Genomic DNA, 20,202 nt, shown 5'->3' with positions numbered 1-20,202 from the left:
GAGGGGGTCACTTCTCCTTGAGCGCGACCGTTTTCGCGATTTTCGTCGCTTCCTCCATCGTGCTGCGGCAGTGAGCCGCGAGCGTGGTGACATCCGAGCCGAGATTGATGAAACGGAACCCTTCCCCGGCGAGTTCCGCGAGATTCGCGGTGCCCCCTACCGTGGCGGCGAATTTGCCGTGTTTCCGGGCGGTTTCGGCGACGAGTTTCCGGACGCGCTTCACTTCCGGGTGATTGATTTCGCCGGGAACTCCGATCGACTGGCTGAAGTCGCCCGGTCCGAAGAAGATCGCATCGATGCCCGGTACCGCGCAGATTTCGTCGAGTTCGTCCAGCGCCTCGTGATCCTCGATCTGGATCATCACGAAGCGGTTTTCGTTCACGAAGCGGATGTATTCGGCGAACGGAAGCATCGTGAAGCAGCCGTCGGCGTTGCCGCCGTCGGCCGGCCGCCGCCCGACCGGGTGAAACCGCGTGTTCCGGACGATCAGCCGCGCTTCGTCGGCCGACATCACGTGCGGGACCAGCAATCCGGAAGCGTTCATCTCCAGCGGTTTGATGAGGTCGCTGTACGAGCCGCGCTCAACCCGGACCATCACGTCCGTTCCGCCCGCGCGCCCCGCGAGCACCTGCCGTTCAAGCGTCTGCCAGTCGTTCGGGACATGTTCGTTGCAGAGCCAGACGCAGTCGAATCCCGCCAGCGCCGCGATCTCCACCGTGCGCGGGCAGCTCAGATTGCTTTTGAAGGAGAGGGCGATCTCTCCGTTCCGGAGTTTGTCCAGTACGCGACTGCGAGTCAGATTCAGCATGATTGTTTCCTCTTGTTGGGGGTGTCGAGAGTTGCTCCGTCCGTTTCGGAGAGATAATTTTCAATGTGTCTGCCGAGAAGCCGTTGCAGTTCGTCCGCATCCTTGTTCCGCAGAGCCGCGAGAATCGCATTGTGTTCCCGGCCGGCCCGCTCCCGCGAGAGTTCCGTGCGCGGCTCCGGGCGCAGTTTCCGGAAAAAGTCGACCACCAGCGGAATCAATCCGTCAAAGAGCGAGTTCCCCGGCAGCCGCAGGAGTTCCGCATGAAATTCGCTGTCGAGTTCCAGGCGACGGTCGTTCTCCGCCGTGCGGTCGAGTTCCGCCGCGAGCGCCTCGAGCTTCGCGAGCCGTTCCAACGTCACCCCCGCGATCATGAACCGCGCCGCCCCGGTTTCGATGGCGTAACGCAGTTCCACCAGCTCCGGCAGCACCGCCTCCTGCGCCGATTCGAGAAACGGAAGATAATTTCCGTACGGATTTTCCGGCAGCAGCTTCGCGATGGACGCCCCCGTTTTCGGCGCCGAAGTGATGATTCCGAGCGTCCGGTAGTGCTGCAGCGCCTCGCGCACGATATTGCGGCTGACTCCCAGCTGCTCCGCCAGTTCGGTTTCCGGAGGCAGACGCATCCCTTCGCCGAGTTTGTTTTCCCGGATATAGCGCCCGATCATCGCGACCGCCGCTTCGAAGGCGCTCTCCTTTTTCACCGAACCAAGCCGCATCGAAATCTCCCGATCCTTTTGTTTTTGCTTATTGTAGTACAATACTACAATTTGACGGATTTGCAAGTATGGATGCGGAAAAATAAGAAAAAAACCGGGGGAAAGCGCCTGGCTCTCTCCCGGTTTTTCATTTCGGGGAAATTATTCCCACTCGATGGTCCCCGGCGGTTTCGCGGTGATGTCGTAGACGACGCGGTTGACGCCGTCGACTTCGCGGACGATCCGCTCCATCATGGTTTCGAGCAGTTCCCACGGCAGGCGGACGACCTGCGCAGTCACGGCGTCGACGCTGTTGATCGAACGGATCGCGATCACGTAGTCGTAGGAGCGCTGACCGTTCTTGATTCCGACGGTCTTGACCGGGACGAAAATCGCGAAGGTCTGCCAGGTCTTGTGATACCAGCCGGCTTTGGTGAGTTCTTCCGTGACGATCGCGTCGGCCTCGCGCAGCATGTGCAGCGTGTCGCGCTCGATCGGGCCGACGTGGCGGACGCCGAGCGACGGGCCCGGGAACGGATGGCGGTCGATCAGTTCCGACGGCAGTCCGAGCAGCCGTCCGACCTGGCGCACCTCGTCCTTGAAGAGCCGTTCAACCGGCTCGACGAGCTTGAACTTCATGTTCTTCGGCAGGCCGCCGACGTTGTGGTGGCTCTTGATGACGCCGTTCGGATTTCCGTCGAGCGGAATGCTTTCGAGGATATCCGGGTAGATCGTCCCCTGTCCGAGGAACGGGGCGTCGATCTTCGCGGCCGCTTCGGCGAAGACTTCGATGAACTCCTTGCCGATGATTTTGCGCTTCTGCTCCGGATCGGCCACACCCTTGAGCTTGTCGAGGAAGCGATCGGAGGCGTCGATGTAGCAGAGGTTCATGTCGAAGTTGCGCGCGAACACCTCCTGCACGAGTTCCGGCTCGTTCTTGCGCAGCAGCCCGTGGTTCACGAATACGCAGGTGAGCTGCCTGCCGATCGCCTTGTGGATCAGCGCCGCGACGACCGAGGAGTCGACGCCGCCCGAGAGTCCGAGCACGACCTTCGCATCGCCGACCTGGCGCCGGATGTCCGCGACTGCCTCGTCGATGAACTTCTCCATCGTCCAGCTTCCGGTGCAGCCGCACTGGCAGCAGAAGGCGACGGCCGCGTCGACGTCATTGGCTCCGGCTCCGGAGGTGAGGTCGAGGATCGGCAGCTTCAGCGCCTCGAATTTCTCGCGCGCACCGGGCCGCTCCGGGGTGCCCGCGTCGGCGCAGAGAATCAGCCCGACCGGCTTCTCCGCCATCACGCGCTCCGCCGGAACGGTGTAGGGCATGACCATCGTGTAGATGTGACGGTCACGGATCGAACGGGCGAACTTCTGGATGCCTTCGCATCCGAAATTCACCAGTACGATGGTTTCTGGGGTTTGCTTCATTGCATCTCCTTTTCGTTACGAACACGATGGCGAAATATACTCCTCCTTTGCGGCAAAGGCAAGCCCCCGCGGCGGATTTCCTCCCGGGAAACGGCATTATTGTTCCGCGAAGGGGCAGGAGGCGAGGTGAAGAGGAGACATCGTGCGCAGTTCGGGCCGTTCCTTGCGGCAGACGGCCGTCGCGTACGGGCAGCGCGGCGCGAAGGCGCACCCGGCGGGGAGATTCCCCGCATCGGCGACTTCCCCCGGATTCGGCGGCAGTGTCCGGCGGTCCGGATCCGGAATCGGCGCCGATCCGAGCAGCAGCCGCGTGTACGGGTGAAGCGGTCGTTCGAACAGCTCCTCCGTCGGCGCGAGTTCGACGATCCGCCCGGCGTACATGACGGCCACCCGGTCGCAGATGTGACGCACCACCCCGAGGTCGTGTGCAACGAAAATGTAGGAGAGCCCCATCTCCCGCTTCAGATCGTCGAGCAGATTGATGACCTGTGCCTGGACCGAGACGTCGAGCGCCGAGACCGCTTCGTCCGCCACCACGAATTTCGGATTCATCACCAGCGCCCGCGCGATGCCGATCCGCTGCCGCTGGCCGCCGGAAAACGCGTGCGGATAACGGGTTTTGTACTCCGGCTTGAGTCCGACCTTCACGAGAATCTCATCGACCCGCTCCTCGAGCGCCTTCCCTCTGGCGAGGCCGTGGATCACGAGCGGTTCCGCGACGATCCCGCCGATTGTCATGCGCGGATTCAGACTGGAAAACGGATCCTGAAAAATCATCTGCGCCGCGCGCCGCAGCGGCACGAGTTCATGAGCCGTGAGCTCCCCGAAGTCGACGTATCTCCCGTTGCCTTCCGGGTCGAAATAGGCGTGGCCGCCCGTGAAGTCGAGCGCCCGGAGAATCGTCCGCACGGTTGTGGATTTCCCGCAGCCCGACTCGCCGACCAGTCCAAGTGTCTCGTTGCGGTACAGATCGAACGAAACATGATCGACCGCTTTCACGTCACCGACCTTGCGGCGAACCAGCCCGCGGCTGCGGATCGGAAAATATTTGCACAGATCCCGCACCGCCAGCAGCGGCGGATTCACGGCGGAACCGCCGAAGTCATCGATGTTGTAAATGTTCATGCCGTCGTCTCCGCCCCGTCTCTCTTTTTCAGCAGTTCCGCCATCTCCTCCGCACGGAAACAGCAGAGTCTGCGGCCGTCGGAAGTCACCTGTTCCGGCGGCGGCTCCCCCCGGTCGCACAGTCCCTTTTTCGCGAAGTCGCAGCGAGGATGGAACGGACACCCCTCCGGCAGATCGAAGAGCCCCGGAACCGTGCCGCGGATCGACGGCAGCCGTTCGCGCCGCCCGTGCAGACCCGGCAGCGACTCAAGCAGTCCGTGCGTGTACGGGTGACGCGGCGACTTGATGATCTCGCGCACGGAACCCTGTTCGACAATCCGACCGAGATACATCACCGCCACGAAATCCGCCACCTGCGCCACCACCGCCAGATCATGCGTGATGAGCAGTACGCTGCTGCCGGTTTCGCGCTGAAGACTCTGCATGAGCGCGAGCACCTGCGCCTGAATCGTCACGTCGAGCGCCGTGGTCGGCTCGTCCGCGATCAGCAGTTCCGGGGAACTCAGCATCGCCATGGCGATCACGATCCGCTGACGCATGCCGCCGGAGAGTTCGAACGGATATTGCGCGTAACGCCGTTCGGGCGCGGGGATTCCGACCCGCCCGAGCATCTCGATCACGCGCGCCTTCGCTTCGGCTTTCGCCGGTTTCCCGTGCGTGAAAAGCACCTCTTCGAGCTGGTTGCCGATCGTGTGCACGGGGGAGAGCGCCGTCATCGGTTCCTGGAAGATCATCGCAATCCGGTTGCCGCGGATGTCGAAGAGCCTTGGATCGTTCTCCCGCAGCGAAGCGAGATCGACCGAACTGCCGTCGGCGCTGTGGAAGAGGATTCGCCCGCCTGTGATTTTTCCCGGTTTGCGGATCAGCCGCAGCACCGAGTAGCTCGTGACGCTTTTTCCGCAGCCAGACTCCCCGACGAGGGCCAGCACTTTGCCGCGCGGCACGGCGAAGCGCACTTTGTTCACGGCCCGCGCCTCGCCTTCGTCGGAGAAGAAGCTGACCTGCAGGTCTTCGATTTCCAGCACGTTCGGATTCATGGAGCCTCCACCTATTTCGAAGCGTAGGGGTCGGCCGCGTCGCGCAGCCCGTCCCCGAGGAAGTTGAAACAGAGCACTGCGAACACCAGCATGAGCACCGGCGCGAGCAGCCACGGATAATCGATCACTGCCTTGACGTTCATGCAATCCTGCAGCATGACGCCCCAGCTCACAACCGGCGGACGCAGCCCGAGCCCGAGGAACGAGAGGCTCGTCTCCCCGAGGATCATCCCCGGCACGGTCAGGGTCAGCGTCACGATGATGTGGCTCGCGAACGCCGGAAGCAGGTGGCGGAAGAGGATGCGCGGATGACTCGCTCCGAGCAGTCGTGCCGCGACTGCGTAATCCTCCTCACGCAGGCTCAGGATCTTGCCGCGAACCACCCGCGCGAGTCCGGTCCAGGAGAGCAGGCTCAGCGTTACGGTGATCGCGAAGTAGGTCTCCAGCGGTCCCCAGTCCGACGGTACCGCCGCCGCGAGCGCGAGCCACATCGGCAGCTGCGGGAACGAGTTGATGATCTCGATCACGCGCTGGATCGCCGTGTCGACCGCGCCGCCGCAGTACCCTGAAATCCCCCCGATCACCACGCCGAAGAGGAACGAGAGAAACACCCCGACCAATCCGACCGAGAGCGAGATCGTCGACCCCTGGACGATCCGGCTCCAGACGTCGCAGCCGAACTTGTCCGCCCCCGCCATGAAGTAGACGTAACGCGTTTCGTCACCGGGCCGGAAATCCGGAATCCGCTCGAAGTCGACCCCGAAGAAGTGGCGTTCCGACGGGATCAGGCCCCAGAGCCGGTACGGCTCCCCCTTCACGAAGAACCCCAGCGGCGCATCGTTTTCCGGCGCATCGACGTAGCGGCTGTTCAAGGAAACCGGGTCGACGACGCGTTTGAGCCCCTTAGCGTAAACTCCTTTCTCCCAGCTGAACCCGAGCTTCTGCGGCGGGCAGTAGACGTAGTCGAGATTCCGCTCGTATTTGCCGTAAGGCGCGAAGAACGGCGAAAAGATCGCCATGAGGTAGAGTCCCGCTAGCAGAAATCCCGCCGCGACTGCGAGCTTGTGTTTGCGGAACTTCAGCAGCGTGAGCTGCCGCTGGTTCAGCATGTCGTAGGTCAGCGCCGGACGGCGCGCGAAAAGTCGGAACGTCATCTGGTTTTTCCTCCTTCCAGCCGGATGCGCGGATCGACCAGCATCAGCAGCAGATCGCTGACAAGTGTGCCGAATACGCCGAGCAGACTCAATACCATCAGCATGGACCCGGCCATGTTCATATCCTGGCTGAAGAGCGCCGAGAGCATCATCGGCCCGACCGTCGGCAGGCTCATCACGATCGCGACGATCGAACTGCCCGACACGAGCGCCGGGAAAAGCGTTCCGATTCCGGAGATGAACGGATTCAGTGCGATGCGGACCGGATATTTGAAGAGCAGTTTCAGGGGGCGCACACCCTTGGCGCGGGCCGTTGTGACATAGGGTTTGCGCAGTTCATCGAGCAGGTTGGCGCGCATGACCCGGATCATTCCGGCTGTCCCCGAGAATCCGACCACGACGATCGGCACCCAGATGTGGCGGCAGAGATCCAGAAATTTTCCCCAGCTCCACTCCGGCTGAATCGCGTATTCCGGCGAAAAGAGCCCCGAGATTCCCGTCAGCGCCATCAGGATCAGGGCCAGCAGAAATCCCGGGATGCACATCCCGAGAAATCCGAGCACGGAGATGATGTAGTCCCCCGCCGAATACTGCCGGCAGGCCGAGTAGATGCCGATCGGCAGCGCGAGACTCCAGGTCAGCAGCACGGTTCCGAGCGAGATGAGCACGGTCAGAAGAATCCGGTCGCCGACCATCGTATTCACGCTTTTGGAGGTTTCCATCGAGTAACCCATCTCCCCCTGGAGCAACCCCTTGTCCTTCGAGTCGAAGGTGAGAAAGTAATGAAAACCCATCCAGCGGCAGTATCGTTTCCACGCCGGATCGTCGAAGTGGAAGAGCACGCGCAGGTCGTCGATCTGCGCGGCGATCTGCTCCGGCGAAGCGCCCGATTCCTCAAGCTGCATGATCCGGTTGCTGAGGTAATCCCCCGGCGGCAGCTGGATGATCGTGAAGACGCAGACCGAAATCACCAGCAGCGTCGGAATCATGATGACCAGCCGCCGCAGCACGAACGGATGTTTCAGAATCAGCAGCACGACGGCCAGCCCCGCGATCGCGAGTCCGAAGAGCCGCAGCAGATGATCGACTCCGGATGCGGGCGGTCCGGCGGCCGGCGGAAGTTCGTCCGGATCGGTGAGCTGGGCGAGCGTGTCGGCGTCGGCCACGCGGGAAGGCTCCTGAAAGAAGTAGGTCTCCGGCGCGGTGTTCCCGGGGGTCAGGAAACAGTAGCCTTCCACCGCTTTCTCCGGCACGCCGCGCATATTGTTCGAAACGACCACGAGTTTCGGCGGGGCGGAGGCGAGGTTGATCGTCCAGACGTTTTCGGCCGCGATGTCGGTGATCTCGCGCATAAGTTCCTTCCGGCGAGCGGGATCCGTCGTGCGGACCGCCTTTTCGTAACACTCGATCGCGCGGTGCATCGGATTCTCCGGAGGAACCGGGATGCAGCCGGGATTCTGCGCCTCCTTTGCTCCGTACATCCCGTTCAACGAGAACCAGTTGCCCCATCCGATCGCATAGGCGGACTCATTGGTGGTCGCGACGAAACTGCGCGGCGAGAGCAGCGGGACGATCTCCGACTCGCTCGTCCAGATGTAAAAGTCGAAATTGCGCGACGACTTCCGCACGGTCAGCAGCGGCCGCGAACACTGCTGGTAGAGACAGCGGATGCCGACCCGCGCCCAGTCATCGGCCACGAACTGCGCCGGACCGATCCCGGTGAAATCCGTGAAGATCATGTAGAATGTGACCGGATTCCCGGAGGCGTCGCAGCGATAGTTGTCTTTGCGCACCGACGGGTCGAGGCCGAGTTTTCGCCAGACCGCGTCGAGTTTGCGGTTCGCCTCGTCCGGATCGAACTGCGTGAAGGCGTTCCGCAGCTTCTCCGAGGGGAAGTCGGAGTAGGGACCCGGATCGACCTGACGCGGTTCGGCCACTCCCGCGTAGAATGCCTCGATCACCTGCTTCCGGTCGAGCGCGACCGAGAGAGCCTGGCGGAATTCCTTGTCGGACAGCAGCTTCGATTTGAATTCGGACTGGCTGTCATCCGGGGAGACCGCCCGGTTCACATTCGGATAGATCAGCCATTCGCTGCGGGTGCCGGGAATCCAGCAGAGCACCCGGAAATCGTTCTCCTTCGAGCGCTCCATGAACTCGGTGTAGTTCTCGAACCGGATGTATCGGAACTGCATGTTCGCGCGGCCGGCCGCCACGGCCAGTGGCAGCATCAATGCGTCGATGAACTCCATCTGAAGCCGGTCGATGTAGGGCAGTTGATTTCCAGCCTCGTCCACCGCGAAGTAATAGGGATTGCGGACGAGCGACACGGGCGACATGGTCGTATAACGGCGCAGAATCCACGGCGAAAGCGTCGGCAGCGCCGGATTCATATTCTGCATGAAGCTGAAGAGCGAACGGGCGTTCGGCATGTTGTACTTCTTCATCTCCGCGGCGAGAAACTCCGGATCCCCGAGTTCGGGGTGATATTTTGCCAGGTAATGACGCGGAGCGAACACGGTCTGGGTCGCGAGCGTTTCGAGGAAATCCGCGCGCGGTTCGGGGAAAGTCCAGCGTACTTTTCGGACTCCGAGCTTTTCGAGCGTCGCGGGTTTTCCGCCGACGGTGAAGTGCTTGTAGACCCGTCCGCCGCCGAGGGATTTCGAGAGCATCATGTCGTTCCAGAAGAAGAGTACGTCATCGGCGGTGAACGGTTCGCCGTCGCTCCAGCGGATGTCGCGCAGCTCGATCTCCCAGATGCGGCCTCCCTCCTTTTCCTCGTATCCCTTCGCGATATGCGGTACGATCGGATAACCCGCCGGGCCGAAGCGGAAGAGACGTTCATAGAAGAGCCGGATCGTTGCCGCCATCGTGTCGGAACCGGAGCCGGGAATGAACTGCACCCAGACTCCGCCGTAGTTGCCGACTCCTTCGGCGCTGCGCATCACGACCGGTTCCGGGCCGGTTCGAACCGCCACCGGCGGGAGTTCCGCCCCGTCGAGGACAGGACTCTGACGGCGCGGATACCAGCCGGGGAGTTCTCCCGAACGAATTTTCCGCTCGATCTCCTCCGGGGCTGCGTCGGGCGAGAGGCGGTGAAACGCTGCGGCGCTCCGGCGTTCCGCCTCCGGAATTTCCAGGGCGACACGCCGTTCAACTCCGTCGAGATTCTCCGGCAGGCGGCGCCGTGTCTCGGCAATTCGGATCTCTTCCGGATCGTGCTGCTCCCGTCCCGGAGTCGTATCGGGCGTCACCAGAAAGGAGAAGAGGAGCGTCGCAGCATAGAGAACGGCGAGTGCCGCGGCGACTCCAAGCAGGAGTTTCCACTTCGAAACGGGGCGGATGATCTTCTTCTCTCTCATATCAGCGCAGGAGATTCTTCCGGTCGACGAACGGATCGGTGAGACCCGATTCGAGCATGGTTTCCAGAGTCACGAAATTCACGTCGAGCATCTGCTCGAACGAGAGATTGTTCCAGACCGTGCATTCGAGCGTCAATGCGAGCGCTCCCGAGGCGAGCGAAAAGAGATTGTTCAAATTCACCTGTTTCCCCGGTTGAAACCCGGTTCCCGGATCGGGCCGCAACCCCGCCCGGAACAGGGCGGGGTTGACCGTGTCGCAGGCGCGCAGCCCGCGCTCGACGTGCGTGCGGTAGTTGAATTCCGACGGTGCGAGCAGAGTGGGGGCCCCTTCGCAGGAGTGGGCGTTCAGCACGAGATCGACGCTGTACCGTTCGACGAGCTGCAGCAGCGCCTTCGCCTCGGCGGTGCGGATGTGGCCGGGGCAGGCGTCGTGCATGATGTTGAACCCCTCCGAATTCGGATAGCCCCCCGGGTAGGCGACCCGGTCGAGCGGCAGCGGAAAATACTCCTTGCTGCCGCGCCAGCCGATCAGCGAGCCGTCGAGCCAGACTCCCTGTGAAACCCGGCGGAACTCCTCATACGGAACTCCATGCAGGTGGTCCGGAGAAATCGCGCGCCCGTCCATGTTCACGCACGGGATGAGGATGAGCCGGTAGTGCTGCAGAAGTTCACAGAGTTTGTTGTGCTTCCGCCCGAGCAGGTCGTGTCCCTGTTCGAGCAGCGCGATGAGATTCACGGCGAATGCCACGCTCTCGGCCTCCGCTCCATGAATCCCGGCGCACCAGACGACCGTCGGAGGCAGACCCGCCCGGCGGAAGTAGCTCGTGTTGCTCGTCGAAGAGGAGCCCGCCGACCAGTTCGTCTGCGGCGCGGGTTCGCTGAAGTCCCCGTAGAATACCGCGTGAACCGGATAATCTCCCGGTGTCATCGCGATGACCTCGTCCCGTCCGCGCTTGACCGATTCGCATGCGGCGGTGATTTCGCCGGGGCGGACCAGCCACCAGTCGGGGCGCGGTTCCGCATTCCGGACGACCCAGGGGGCGAATTTCGGTTTTTCCAGTTGTTTGACAGTGGCGATCATTTTCTGTCCCCTCCCGGGACGGTTCGGTATTCCGCGTTGATTTCCAGCGTTTCCCCCGCTTTGACGGGCAGTTTCACCGTCATGGGCTTGTCATGCCAGACTTTGACGGGAGTCGTCAGCAGCGGTTTCCCGTTAACGTTCAATTTGGTAAATTCCACATAATATATCACCCGCTTCCCCTCCTTGCGGATATCGGGGCCGCGCAGCAGAAGCCGCACGGTTCCATCCTGTTCCGCCTTCAGTTTGCAACACCCTTTCGAGAGCTCCGGCGCGGCGGCGAACTGCATGACGCTGCCGCGACCCTGCGCGAACCAGCGCGGCTGTTCCCAGGCGACGACGTCTCCCTTTTCCGCGAGGTTGAGTTTTCCGGCGCTGTTCAGGGCGTCGATCCGGGCGAACTCTTCCGGGGAAACATGCTGTTTCCGCGCGGCGCCCGGCTTCTCCGGTTCGACGACCGGAGTCGGTTTCAACAGCGGCTGATCGACCAGAACGTTTCCATTCTCGCGGATCGTGATGTGCCCGCCGATCATGCCGTCGCGGTTGAACCGGACGATGCACTCGCGCCCTTCGGCGGTCGTGAACGAGACGCCGTCCTCGTTCTCATTGCGGACGAGCCGGCTTTCGACCATCTCCGGAACTTCCTTGTCCGCCGCCTGGAGCACGGTCAGGAAGCGGCACTTCTCCGTCGCGGCGGCGGGCGAGAGTTCGAGCCGGTAGCGTCCGAGCCAGTTCGGCTTCGAAAACGCCTGCTCGTGGTTGCGGATCTCCCAGTTCCGGCCGTTGCTCCAGAACTCTTTCCCGGGGCCGCCGATCACTTCGGCTTTTCCGTTTTCCGGCAGGAGCGACCGGAGGAAGAGCGCTCCTTCGCCCGCTTCTCCGCGCCAGAGGCCGGGAGCGAGTTCGACGGGTTCATTCTGCGTGTGCAGCAGAAAACTCTTTTTCTGATCCGGCTTCACGGAGGTCACACGGTCATAGATCACGAAGTAGTCGGGTGCGACATAGACGAACTGACGGACCGCCTCGCGGCACTTCTCCGGCGCGTAACAGCGGGTCGCGTCTCCGGTGGTCACGGCGTGGTAAGCGCTCTTTTCGAACCCGAGCGGACGGGCGACGCCGATCCGGTTCTGGCCGCCGTCGTTGAACACTTTTTCCGTGATGGCGGGCGCGTTGCGCGGATACCAGTAGTTCGGCAGCGGTTCGTTCTCCATCCGGATGAGAATCGTATTGTGTGCGATGCTCTGCGGATAGTAGACTTTATGGTGTTTCGCCGAGCCGCGGGTGCCGCTGTCGAGCGCCTGAAATCCTTTTTTGTAGAGGATGAAGCTGTTCTCGTCGTAGTGCTGATGCTGGGTGAACTGCGCTCCGGCCTTGATTGCGGCATGGGTGTCGTTCTCCGTCGCGCCGGAGCGGACGACCATGAGCCCGAAGGTCGGGAAGTAGGCGGCGATCTCTCCGCCGAGAACCTGTTCCGGAGATTCGGTGTTCTTCTCCGTCGGATCGAATCCGGTCAGGATGAAAGAGCAGTACGGGTATTTCCGCAGCGCGAGGATCTTCCGGATGTGCGGCGGAATCTGTTCCATGATCGCCCGCGCCTGTTTCGCGCGCTCCGGAACGGAGTCGCCGTAGAAGTGGATCGCCTGCGCGAGGTGCGTGTACATCATCCAGCTCGCGAGTTTGTTCGTCTCATGGAATGCGTCGCCCCAGCCGAAGTCGAGAAAACCGTCTTTTGTCGCGCTGTCCGGAATCGCCGCCCAGTTGAACCAGTTGCCGTAGTCGCGCATCTGCGTCCAGTGCTGCGTCCCGTCGATTCCCGCCGCGCTCCTGAGCGTGTGCAGGAAGTTGTAACTCGCCCACGGATATTCGCCGAAGCTGTAGCCGGTGCAGATCGAGGTGAGCAGTCCGCTGCCGCCGGAGATCCTGTCGCGCAGATCCATCATCGCGACGTTGAGTTCATACCCGTTTTTGAGCAGCTTTGCGGCGAGTTCGTCGTCGATGCCGTCACCGTAAGTCGCGAGTCCGGCGTAGTATTGCAGTCCGGGTTCGCCGTAGTTGCCGGACCCGGGACCGCCGCCGTTGCGCATGTAACCCGGATTCTGCATGTGCTCGACGTGCTTGAGCATCGGGGCGGCGAACGCCTCGCGTTCCTCGGGCGTGAGCTCATCATAGAGCCAGTCATAGGTGATGAATCCAGCCATGCGGGAGTTGTTGTACCACTCGGGCAGAATCCGGTAGCGGTCGCTCCAGGCGGTGAACTCCACGAGCATCCGCAGGAACTGCCGGGCGCGGTCGAAGTAGGTGCGGTCTCCGGTCGCGAGATAGAGAATCGCGCTCTCGAGCGCTTCAACGCCGCCGGTGGTTTTGACGGCGTAGTTCCCGGCGTTCTGATCGTTCAGGATTTTTTTGAAGACGAGTTTCCCGTCTTTGACTTCGGCGACGTCGGTCTTGAATTCGAGCCGCGGCTCGGCCGGGAATGCGTCGATGCGCTGCTTCATCTCGTCGAGCAGCGGCTTGCAGACGGTGTTCGCGCGTTCGCGGAACGCGGGGAGCGTCTCCCGGGTGAGGAACATGCGAGGATGTTCCCGGCGGAGTTTCCCCGTGAACTCCTCATACGAGGGGGCAGCCGCGAGAATCCCGCAGATGAGCGCGGAAGCGATGGTCAGTCGCAGTTTCATTTTATATTTTCCTCCAACGGTTCAGTTGAGGGTTGATCCGAGCGAACTGTTGTAACCCGCGCCGAGAGCGTAGGTGGTGTCCATATCCCGGTTTTGTCCGCTTGAATTGGTGAGGGTATTACGGGGATCTTTCGGAACAGCTTTGAGTTCATTGAAAGTGTGGGATTCGACATGCCCGTCGGCGTAGACGAAGTTGCCGCGGCTGCTGGCCGGCGGTACCCGAGTTGGATTGCCGTCCATGTTGATGCGCGGATCTCCTCCATGGCGATAACTGGCAAAATAGATGGAATTGAACTGAAACACCTCGCAGCGGGAGTTGTCCCCCATCGAGATCGCCTGAGACGGCGCATGCACCGCCGAAAGTTTGCGGAATTTCCCGCCGCTGCCGCCCGTGAAATAACCGGCATGATAAAACGAGTTGACGCCGTAGTGCGACCCCTTGTAGGCGCTTTCGACGGTTTTGATGGTCTGTGAGGAGTCCGACGAGAAAGGCCGCGCCTCGCCGGGACAGACGAACGAACCTTTCGTCACGTTCGTCCCGTACCAGGTGATGCCGCCGTATCCCCGGTTGCTCGGTTTGCCGCCCGTGTCGGTCTTTGAGTGGCCGGAGAGGTTCTGGATGAAGGTGAGCCCTTTCATATTCCCCGGCAGAATGTACTCCTGATTGTCGTTCGAGTACATGATCGAGGCGAGTCCGAGCTGTTTGAGCTGGTTCATGCAGCCCGACGACTTCGCGGTGGAACGCGCCCGGTTCAGCGCCGGCAGCAGCATCGAAGCGAGGATCGCGATGATCGCAATCACGACGAGGAGCTCGATCAAGGTAAAGGTTCGTCTCATCTTTCCATTCCTTCCTGTTGGATGTTGCAGGTTCGAGGTTAACTCCTATGTAGGAGTATACCAGAAAAGAGGCCGTTTGTCAATAGCGCAAGTGAAAATTTTTTAAAAAAAATCGTTTTAGGGGCATGGAAACTCCGTTACAGGAGTGGTATAATATATGCGGGGAAAGGAGCGCAGTCATGCGGATGGATCGAAAACTCTGGGAACAGCTCCCCGTCTACCGGCGGCTGGAGAACGAGGTGAAGCGGTATATCGCCGTGCATCACCTGAAGCGTCATGACCGTCTCCCCTCCGAGTCGCAGCTGGCCGCCGAGTACGGCGCGAGCATCGGCACTGTCCGCAAGGCGTTGAACAACCTCGTCGCCGAGAACATCATCTACCGCCGCCACGGGCAGGGGACGTTTGTTTCGCCGCGCAGCCGCAAGGGGCGGATACTCGTTGTGCCGGGCGGTCCCGGAATTGTGAATTCGCTGAACGACGACTATTTCAGTTTTCTCTTCGGAGCGCTCGATGAGGCGAATACGGCTGATCTGCCGTGCGAACCGGCGCTTGTCGACTACGACGACTTTTTCCGCAATCTCGACGATGTGAAGATGATCTATCCGGAAACCGCCGGTGTGATTTTCTTCCGCGGCCATGAAAATCTGGTGAAGGCGCAGGCGGCTCTGGCGCGGCAGGGGTTGCCGATGCTCTTTTACGGTCCGAACATCTACGAGGAGAAGCCCGCGCACTATTCCGCCGTTTATCACAATGAAACCGATGTGGCCGCGCTGCTGGCAGATCACTACGCTGCGCGCGGATTCCGCCGGGTTCTCGTGCTTCATGAGGAGATGATGATTTCCAGAACCCGTTTCCGGCTGATGAAAGAGGCGCTGCTGGCGCGCGGGATGGAGTGTGCTTCTGCCGACTGGCACGAGACCCGGGGGGAACCAGAGACGTTGCGGAAACTGGCCGGGAGATTCGACGTCATAAGCTGCACCCGGGCGGAGATGGCGGTGGAAATCGTTCAGATACTGGAACGGGAACTGGGACTGCGGGTCCCGGACGCGGTCGCGGTTTCGGGAGTCGACAATACAGTTCCCTCGTGGGCGCTGCGGCCGCGGCTGACGGTCGTTGATCTCTGCAACAAGGAGAACGGGCGGTTCTGCATCCGGAAGTTCTCCGAACTCGTGACCGGAGGAGGACGCAACTTTCACCTTGACGGCAAGCTCAAGCTCATCGTTCGTGAAAGCTGCTGACCGCGGGCGGTTCTCCCGGCCGCCCCAGTTCCGCAACCATGTAGCCGAAGAGATTGTGCCCGTCGTAAAGCAACGGAACCGGAACCGAACGGAGCCACTGTGTTCCGCTGCGGTCGGTCCGCACCGGCATGAGCGAAAACTCCGCTCCGGGCCGAATCGTCTCGCCCGGCGAAGCGGCGTAAAGCCGTTCCAGCGGGACGGCCAGCTCGATCGAGTACCCCTCCGGCGCGATGCAGGTGGCGGCGCGCAGGTCGCTGTCGAACGATTCGTCGAGGATCCGCCAGGACCCGGTCTCCTTCGCGGCGTGGCGCATCGTCCAGAGCTCTCCGGCCGGGTTGACCAGCAGTTCATAGTAGCAGGGGTGGCGGTTGTCCGGGCGCAGGAAGAGTTCGAGCGAATCCCCGGTGTAGAGCGGTTCGGGACTCTTCTGCGACAAGCCGCGGCGAACTTCCGGCGTGTGGTCGCGAAATTCCGCCGCGACATACAGAACCCCCTCCCGGTGACCGAACCGCCAGATCGACGGTTCCTCGTTTTTCCGGGTGGCATCCAGTGGATATTCTCCGTGGAACGTCAGGGCGCCGTGCCACTCGTCCGTTTCCGGAACGCCATCGAGTCGGGGGGCGGCGGCGAGTTCCGGAATCCGGATCCGCCGTCTCGGCTCCCGCCAGGCGAAGCCGCGTTCCATATCCGCGGCGAAACCTGCGACCTTCCGCACGCATTCGGCGTAGTCCCGCCGTCCCGGGCCGCTCCGGACAATCGAACAGGTGATCCCCGGATGATAGCACTTGTTCGTAATGAATTCCGCCGCCGTTCCCTTGCCGCGCTCGTAGACGGTCGGATCATTGGCGATCCGCAGTGCTTCGCGCTCCTCGGCCGCCGTGAAGCTCTCCCCGCCGCCGCGGCAGCCGGGGAAGAGAAGCAGCGCGGCAGCTGCGGCGAGTACGGGGAGCGGCGGAATACGGTTCATGCTCACTCCACCTTGAACGCCTGCAGACTCACGGGCCGTGCGTTCAGCGTGAAGACTCCCCGGTCGGCTTCGACGCTCTGTTTGTCGTCCGAGAGATTGCGGAGCCGCCGGGCGTTTCCGAATTGTTTCGCGTCGAGCCGGACGGAACCGGCGGTGGCGGCCGCGGTGTTGATGACCGCAAGGTAGATCCCCTTCGGCGTGTCGTAACGACGGACCACGATTCCCTTTGCGGCGTCGGTTTGGATGACCTTCGAGGGGAGCGCCGGGAGCGCCCGGTAAGCCATTGCGAATTCCCGCATGTACTCCGGCCACGCGCGGTTGAACTCACTGATCCGGTAGAAGATCGCGCGCGGATCCGACGCGGCCATCGCGAGCACCTCGTCCAGCATCGAGAGGCGGCCCGACGCCTCGTTCCCGTAGAGTCCCGGTGAAGTGCGTCCCGCGCCGTAGGGGTCGCTGCCCGCAAGATCCTCGTTGTAGAGCCAGTACATGCAGATCGCACTGCCTTCGGCCGTGCGGAACGCATTCAGGTAGTCCGCGTTGCCGCAGAGAAACGGATATCGCGCCGGGGCCAGCAGCTGAATGCCTTTCTCGTTGCGGTAACTGCGCGGATCGAGCCCGTCGGTCTGCGCGCCGACGTCGACGGCACGGTAGTCCTCCATCATGGAGACGAGGTCGACGCCGGAGAGGTCCGGCAGCGAGGCGATTCCCGGCGTCATGTACTCCGGTGCTCGGCGCGCTCCCTGATGGAACAGCGGATTGCCGAAAAAGAGATTGTCATCTCCGAGGTTGTAGTTCTGTACCATGAACTGAATCGACGGATAGCGGGCGTGCAGCATGTCGGCTGCCTTGCGGAAATTCTTCCGCTTTTCGGCGTAATGCCACCTCATGAAGCGGTCGCGATGGTGGTCGAACACCCATTTGCCCGCATCCTTTTCCGGCAGTTCGAGCTTTTCGTCCGCGGCGAACCGGCGCAGAGTGCCCGGATTGTAGCCGGTCTGCCAGGCGGCGAGACGGTGTGTCAGCACGAATCCGGCGGGGAGCGTCCCCTTCTTTTCCATGGCGGCGGCGAGTTCGAGCATCATGTTCCCGATGTCCTCGCCCACGGCAGGATTGGCCATGTCGATCGCGAAGCCGAACGGATAGCTGTTGCGGCCCCAGCGGAACGGAATTTTCCGCCCCGACGGGTCGACGGCGATCGCCTCTTCCGGGAGCTGGGCCGTGCCTCCGTATTCAAGATGCGGGAAGAGTTGCAATCCGTACCGGCGCGCAATTGCGATTTCGGGATCGAGATTGTTCCGGTTGATGAGGAAGTAACCGGGGATCTTCTTCGCCATCGGGTGGCGCGCGTTTTCTCCGGAGAAGAGCCGCGAGTCCCACTTGACGTCCCCGGTGGCGTACCAGGTGTGCGGCGCGAGCCCGCAGTAGGAGAGCGCCAGCGGACCGTAGGCGTTCAAACCGAGAAATGCGAACCGCGCGACCGACCACGGCTGCGGCAAGTGATCTTCGTTCAGGTATCCGAGGATGCGTTTCGGCAGCCCTTCGGGTTCGTTCGGCTGAAGTCGGAAACGTTCGAGCTCCGAGACCGGGCCGATCTCATAGATCCGGATCGCGTGGACCGCCGCTCCGTTCGAAAGCGGATCCGAGGCGCGGCTCATGCTGAATATTCCGAACCAGCCGGAGCTTCTCTCCGGCACGAACAGCATCCAGCTGCTGGTCATGCCGCCCGAAACCGGCAGCTGCGGAATCTGCATGAACGCCTGACGGTTCACCGAGTCGCCGAGCGCGGAACCGATCCGGATTCCGCTGTTTGCGCGCGAGTAGAAGGAGAAGGAAAACTGCATCGCCCGCGACGTGTCCTCCGGATACTCCACTTCGAGCAGGTAGCAGCGGTCCGTGCGCATTGCGCCGCGTCCGATCAGATAGGAGAACCAGCCGTTGTTTTCCGCCACGCGGCAGTTGTGGTTGAAGATACGGGTGACGGTCGTGAAATCCTCGCGGGTGTCGCGGTAGCTTCTGTGCCAGTCGTAGTTCAGCTTGTCGCTGCCGCCGTAGTAGCCGAGCGGTTCGCTGGAGTACTTCACCTTCAACCCCTTGCCGCCCTCGCGGTAGAGGTGGCGGTCGGCGGGGTCGCCGCAGTAGACTTCGTCGATCAGAGGACGTTTGCCGAAACAGGGCGTCCACCGCTCCCGGCGCGGAAGCGGCCGCAGCGGATCGACCGGCGCGCCCGGCAGCGTGAAGCTGAGATCGCGGCTGATTTCCACCGGCTTTTTTCCGCCTTCGATCCGGCAGTTCAGCCGGTAGAATTCGACCAGCGAGCGGGTCAGATTCTGGCGGAAGCGGTTCAGCTGTTTCGCCGGGACGTCGATCTTCACGAAACGGCTCTTCCCCGCGGGGATCGCGAGTTCGACCTCTCCGGAAACCGGCCGGAAAAAGTAGTCGAGCAACTCCCAGTGGAACCGGAGCGGTTTGTCGCTGCCGGAGTCGTTGCGGACCTGAAGCAGCAACCGCATCGATTCCGTACGGCCGGTCAGCCGCAGCGGGCGCTTTTCCGGAACGACGTCGACGCTGCCGTCGCTCTCGATTGTGGCGATCGCGGCGACCTTTACGGGAGGCTCTTTTTCCGGCAGGTCGGGGGAGGGAATCTCGTGATCCGAGAAGAGCGCTTCGAGCACCGGGGAGGGCATGATGTTGCCGTAGAGGCAGAAGAGGCTGGATTCCGCCCGGTTCCCCAGCCGGAATGTACTGCGCACCTGAATCGGTTCGCGGTCAGCCGTGTAATCCGCCGGATAGGTGAGGGGAACGGTGATCGTCGCACTTTTTCCTGCGGGAACCTCTCCGGAGACGGTCTGGCTGCCGACCGTTCCGGCCAGGCTTGTGACCGTGACGGCCAATTCCGTCATGGGTTCGTCATACGGATTTTCAAGGTCGAACCGGAGCATCCGTTCTCCCTCCCGGGTTTGAATGAGTTCTGCATTTTTCCCCTCGCTGAGATGGTCGGCGAAGTTCGGCGGAGGCGTTGTGGCGTCCTCGGTGAGCGAGATGTCATCGGCATAAACCACCCCTTCTCCGCAGAGCAGCAGCCGGACCGTCGCGGTCGCGGCGTTGGCCGGGGTCTCGAATCGGTAGCCGATCGAAATCCAGCCGTCGGAGCAGCCGCGGATGTCCTGCGTCATGCGCGATCCGGTGTTGACCACGCCCGAATTGTCGCGGTAGAGCGGCATGGACGGGACGTTCAGCAGCTCTCCGTCGAGCATTTTTCCGGTGAGCGCATGTTTCTCTTTGTCTGCCAGCTCGATCTGCAGCCGGAACAGTCCCGCCGGGGCCGGTGCGGTCTGGAGATTGACCCGGGCCGTCACCAGATATTTCATGCCTCCCTTGACGGGAATGCCGGACTGGAACACGTGCGCCGCGCATTGCGGCTGAACGCCGGAAAGCCGGAATGACCGCTTCCCGCTGCCGACCGTGCCTGTTTCGATCTGCACGTCGGGTGAGGCTGATCCGAGACGCGCCCAGTTGCTGCGCTCCCAGCCGGTGGCGACCGTTTCGCCGCCGGATTCAAATCCCGGGTTGGAGAGCAGATTCTCCGCCCCGGCACAGCAAACGCCGAGGAGCGCCAGCCCGAATATCGGAAGAAAACGTGACCGCATGCGAAATCCTTTCAGGTGTGTCGTAAATGATTGAGCCAATTTCAAAAAGATTGGCTTTTTCCTGTAAATAACTTTTTTTCTCATGTGCCAAGCCCATCTTGACACATCCAGTACGACTTTTTTTCAAAAAAGCCGTAAAAAATCGATTTTT

The 20,202-nt window shown here is 61.9% G+C and carries 14 protein-coding genes; 1 reads left to right on the top strand and 13 read right to left on the bottom strand.

The window, feature by feature from the left end; genetic code table 11:
- Positions 1 to 7: 7 nt before the first annotated feature.
- The 10 genes from Q0K10_RS13440 to Q0K10_RS13395 all read right to left on the bottom strand — a co-directional run bounded on the left by Q0K10_RS13440 (position 8) and on the right by Q0K10_RS13395 (position 14,196).
- On the bottom strand, positions 8 to 808 hold the full coding sequence (locus tag Q0K10_RS13440; protein WP_294507952.1) for an aldolase/citrate lyase family protein: 801 nt from the start codon (positions 806 to 808) through the stop codon (positions 8 to 10).
- The gene (locus Q0K10_RS13435) at positions 802 to 1,524 is read right to left on the bottom strand and encodes an FCD domain-containing protein (protein WP_294507950.1); all 723 of its coding nucleotides are present in this window, start codon (positions 1,522 to 1,524) and stop codon (positions 802 to 804) included. Before Q0K10_RS13435 ends, Q0K10_RS13440 begins: the two co-directional genes overlap by 7 nt.
- A 141-nt stretch (positions 1,525 to 1,665) precedes the next feature.
- Positions 1,666 to 2,931, bottom strand: a complete 1,266-nt coding sequence (gene guaA, locus Q0K10_RS13430) for a glutamine-hydrolyzing GMP synthase (protein ID WP_294507948.1) — start codon at positions 2,929 to 2,931, stop codon at positions 1,666 to 1,668.
- A gap of 96 nt (positions 2,932 to 3,027) precedes the next feature.
- Positions 3,028 to 4,056, bottom strand: a complete 1,029-nt coding sequence (locus Q0K10_RS13425) for an oligopeptide/dipeptide ABC transporter ATP-binding protein (RefSeq protein WP_294507945.1) — start codon at positions 4,054 to 4,056, stop codon at positions 3,028 to 3,030.
- Complete coding sequence (locus Q0K10_RS13420) at positions 4,053 to 5,093, bottom strand: ABC transporter ATP-binding protein (protein ID WP_294507943.1); 1,041 nt, start codon at positions 5,091 to 5,093, stop codon at positions 4,053 to 4,055. The genes Q0K10_RS13425 and Q0K10_RS13420 overlap by 4 nt, the downstream gene beginning before the upstream one ends.
- Before the next feature lie 11 nt (positions 5,094 to 5,104).
- The gene (locus tag Q0K10_RS13415; protein ID WP_294507941.1) at positions 5,105 to 6,247 is read right to left on the bottom strand and encodes an ABC transporter permease; all 1,143 of its coding nucleotides are present in this window, start codon (positions 6,245 to 6,247) and stop codon (positions 5,105 to 5,107) included.
- On the bottom strand, positions 6,244 to 9,606 hold the full coding sequence (locus tag Q0K10_RS13410) for an ABC transporter substrate-binding protein (RefSeq protein WP_294507939.1): 3,363 nt from the start codon (positions 9,604 to 9,606) through the stop codon (positions 6,244 to 6,246). The genes Q0K10_RS13415 and Q0K10_RS13410 overlap by 4 nt, the downstream gene beginning before the upstream one ends.
- 1 nt (position 9,607) lies before the next feature.
- Positions 9,608 to 10,687, bottom strand: coding sequence for a M14 family zinc carboxypeptidase (locus Q0K10_RS13405; protein WP_294507937.1), 1,080 nt, complete (start codon positions 10,685 to 10,687; stop codon positions 9,608 to 9,610).
- The gene (locus Q0K10_RS13400) at positions 10,684 to 13,359 is read right to left on the bottom strand and encodes a heparinase II/III family protein (RefSeq protein WP_294507935.1); all 2,676 of its coding nucleotides are present in this window, start codon (positions 13,357 to 13,359) and stop codon (positions 10,684 to 10,686) included. Before Q0K10_RS13400 ends, Q0K10_RS13405 begins: the two co-directional genes overlap by 4 nt.
- A gap of 21 nt (positions 13,360 to 13,380) precedes the next feature.
- Positions 13,381 to 14,196: a type II secretion system protein gene (locus Q0K10_RS13395; protein ID WP_294507933.1), complete on the bottom strand. Its 816-nt coding sequence runs from the start codon at positions 14,194 to 14,196 to the stop codon at positions 13,381 to 13,383.
- A 179-nt stretch (positions 14,197 to 14,375) separates the two neighbouring features.
- Here Q0K10_RS13395 and Q0K10_RS13390 point away from each other — a divergent pair, with 179 nt between their 5' ends.
- A complete protein-coding gene (locus tag Q0K10_RS13390) occupies positions 14,376 to 15,434 on the top strand; it encodes a GntR family transcriptional regulator (protein WP_294507931.1) in 1,059 nt (352 codons plus the stop codon).
- On the opposite strand, the gene Q0K10_RS13385 is transcribed toward Q0K10_RS13390, so the two are convergent.
- The 3 genes from Q0K10_RS13385 to Q0K10_RS13375 all read right to left on the bottom strand — a co-directional run.
- Positions 15,412 to 16,401: a hypothetical protein gene (locus Q0K10_RS13385; protein ID WP_294507929.1), complete on the bottom strand. Its 990-nt coding sequence runs from the start codon at positions 16,399 to 16,401 to the stop codon at positions 15,412 to 15,414. The genes Q0K10_RS13390 and Q0K10_RS13385 overlap by 23 nt on opposite strands.
- 2 nt (positions 16,402 to 16,403) lie before the next feature.
- Entirely contained in the window at positions 16,404 to 20,051 is a 3,648-nt protein-coding gene (locus tag Q0K10_RS13380; protein WP_294507927.1) for a hypothetical protein, read from the bottom strand.
- The coding region (locus tag Q0K10_RS13375) for a hypothetical protein (RefSeq protein WP_294507925.1) at positions 19,960 to 20,202 on the bottom strand (243 nt) is incomplete at its 5' end. The genes Q0K10_RS13375 and Q0K10_RS13380, both read right to left, overlap by 92 nt.

The sequence above is a fragment of the uncultured Victivallis sp. genome (genome assembly GCF_944391105.1).
Taxonomy (GTDB): domain Bacteria; phylum Verrucomicrobiota; class Lentisphaeria; order Victivallales; family Victivallaceae; genus Victivallis.
Note: the sequence above shows the minus strand (reverse complement) of the source record. Positions and strands in the feature narration are given on the sequence as shown.

Coding starts and splice junctions, on each gene's coding strand:
- Q0K10_RS13420 (WP_294507943.1), bottom strand. CDS start 5,093: ATGAATCCGAACGTGCTGGAAATCGAAGACCTGCAGGTCAGCTTCTTC.
- Q0K10_RS13400 (WP_294507935.1), bottom strand. CDS start 13,359: ATGAAACTGCGACTGACCATCGCTTCCGCGCTCATCTGCGGGATTCTC.
- Q0K10_RS13435 (WP_294507950.1), bottom strand. CDS start 1,524: ATGCGGCTTGGTTCGGTGAAAAAGGAGAGCGCCTTCGAAGCGGCGGTC.
- Q0K10_RS13440 (WP_294507952.1), bottom strand. CDS start 808: ATGCTGAATCTGACTCGCAGTCGCGTACTGGACAAACTCCGGAACGGA.
- Q0K10_RS13410 (WP_294507939.1), bottom strand. CDS start 9,606: ATGAGAGAGAAGAAGATCATCCGCCCCGTTTCGAAGTGGAAACTCCTG.
- Q0K10_RS13385 (WP_294507929.1), bottom strand. CDS start 16,401: ATGAACCGTATTCCGCCGCTCCCCGTACTCGCCGCAGCTGCCGCGCTG.
- Q0K10_RS13390 (WP_294507931.1), top strand. CDS start 14,376: ATGCGGATGGATCGAAAACTCTGGGAACAGCTCCCCGTCTACCGGCGG.
- guaA (WP_294507948.1), bottom strand. CDS start 2,931: ATGAAGCAAACCCCAGAAACCATCGTACTGGTGAATTTCGGATGCGAA.
- Q0K10_RS13415 (WP_294507941.1), bottom strand. CDS start 6,247: ATGACGTTCCGACTTTTCGCGCGCCGTCCGGCGCTGACCTACGACATG.
- Q0K10_RS13405 (WP_294507937.1), bottom strand. CDS start 10,687: ATGATCGCCACTGTCAAACAACTGGAAAAACCGAAATTCGCCCCCTGG.
- Q0K10_RS13395 (WP_294507933.1), bottom strand. CDS start 14,196: ATGAGACGAACCTTTACCTTGATCGAGCTCCTCGTCGTGATTGCGATC.
- Q0K10_RS13380 (WP_294507927.1), bottom strand. CDS start 20,051: ATGCGGTCACGTTTTCTTCCGATATTCGGGCTGGCGCTCCTCGGCGTT.
- Q0K10_RS13425 (WP_294507945.1), bottom strand. CDS start 4,056: ATGAACATTTACAACATCGATGACTTCGGCGGTTCCGCCGTGAATCCG.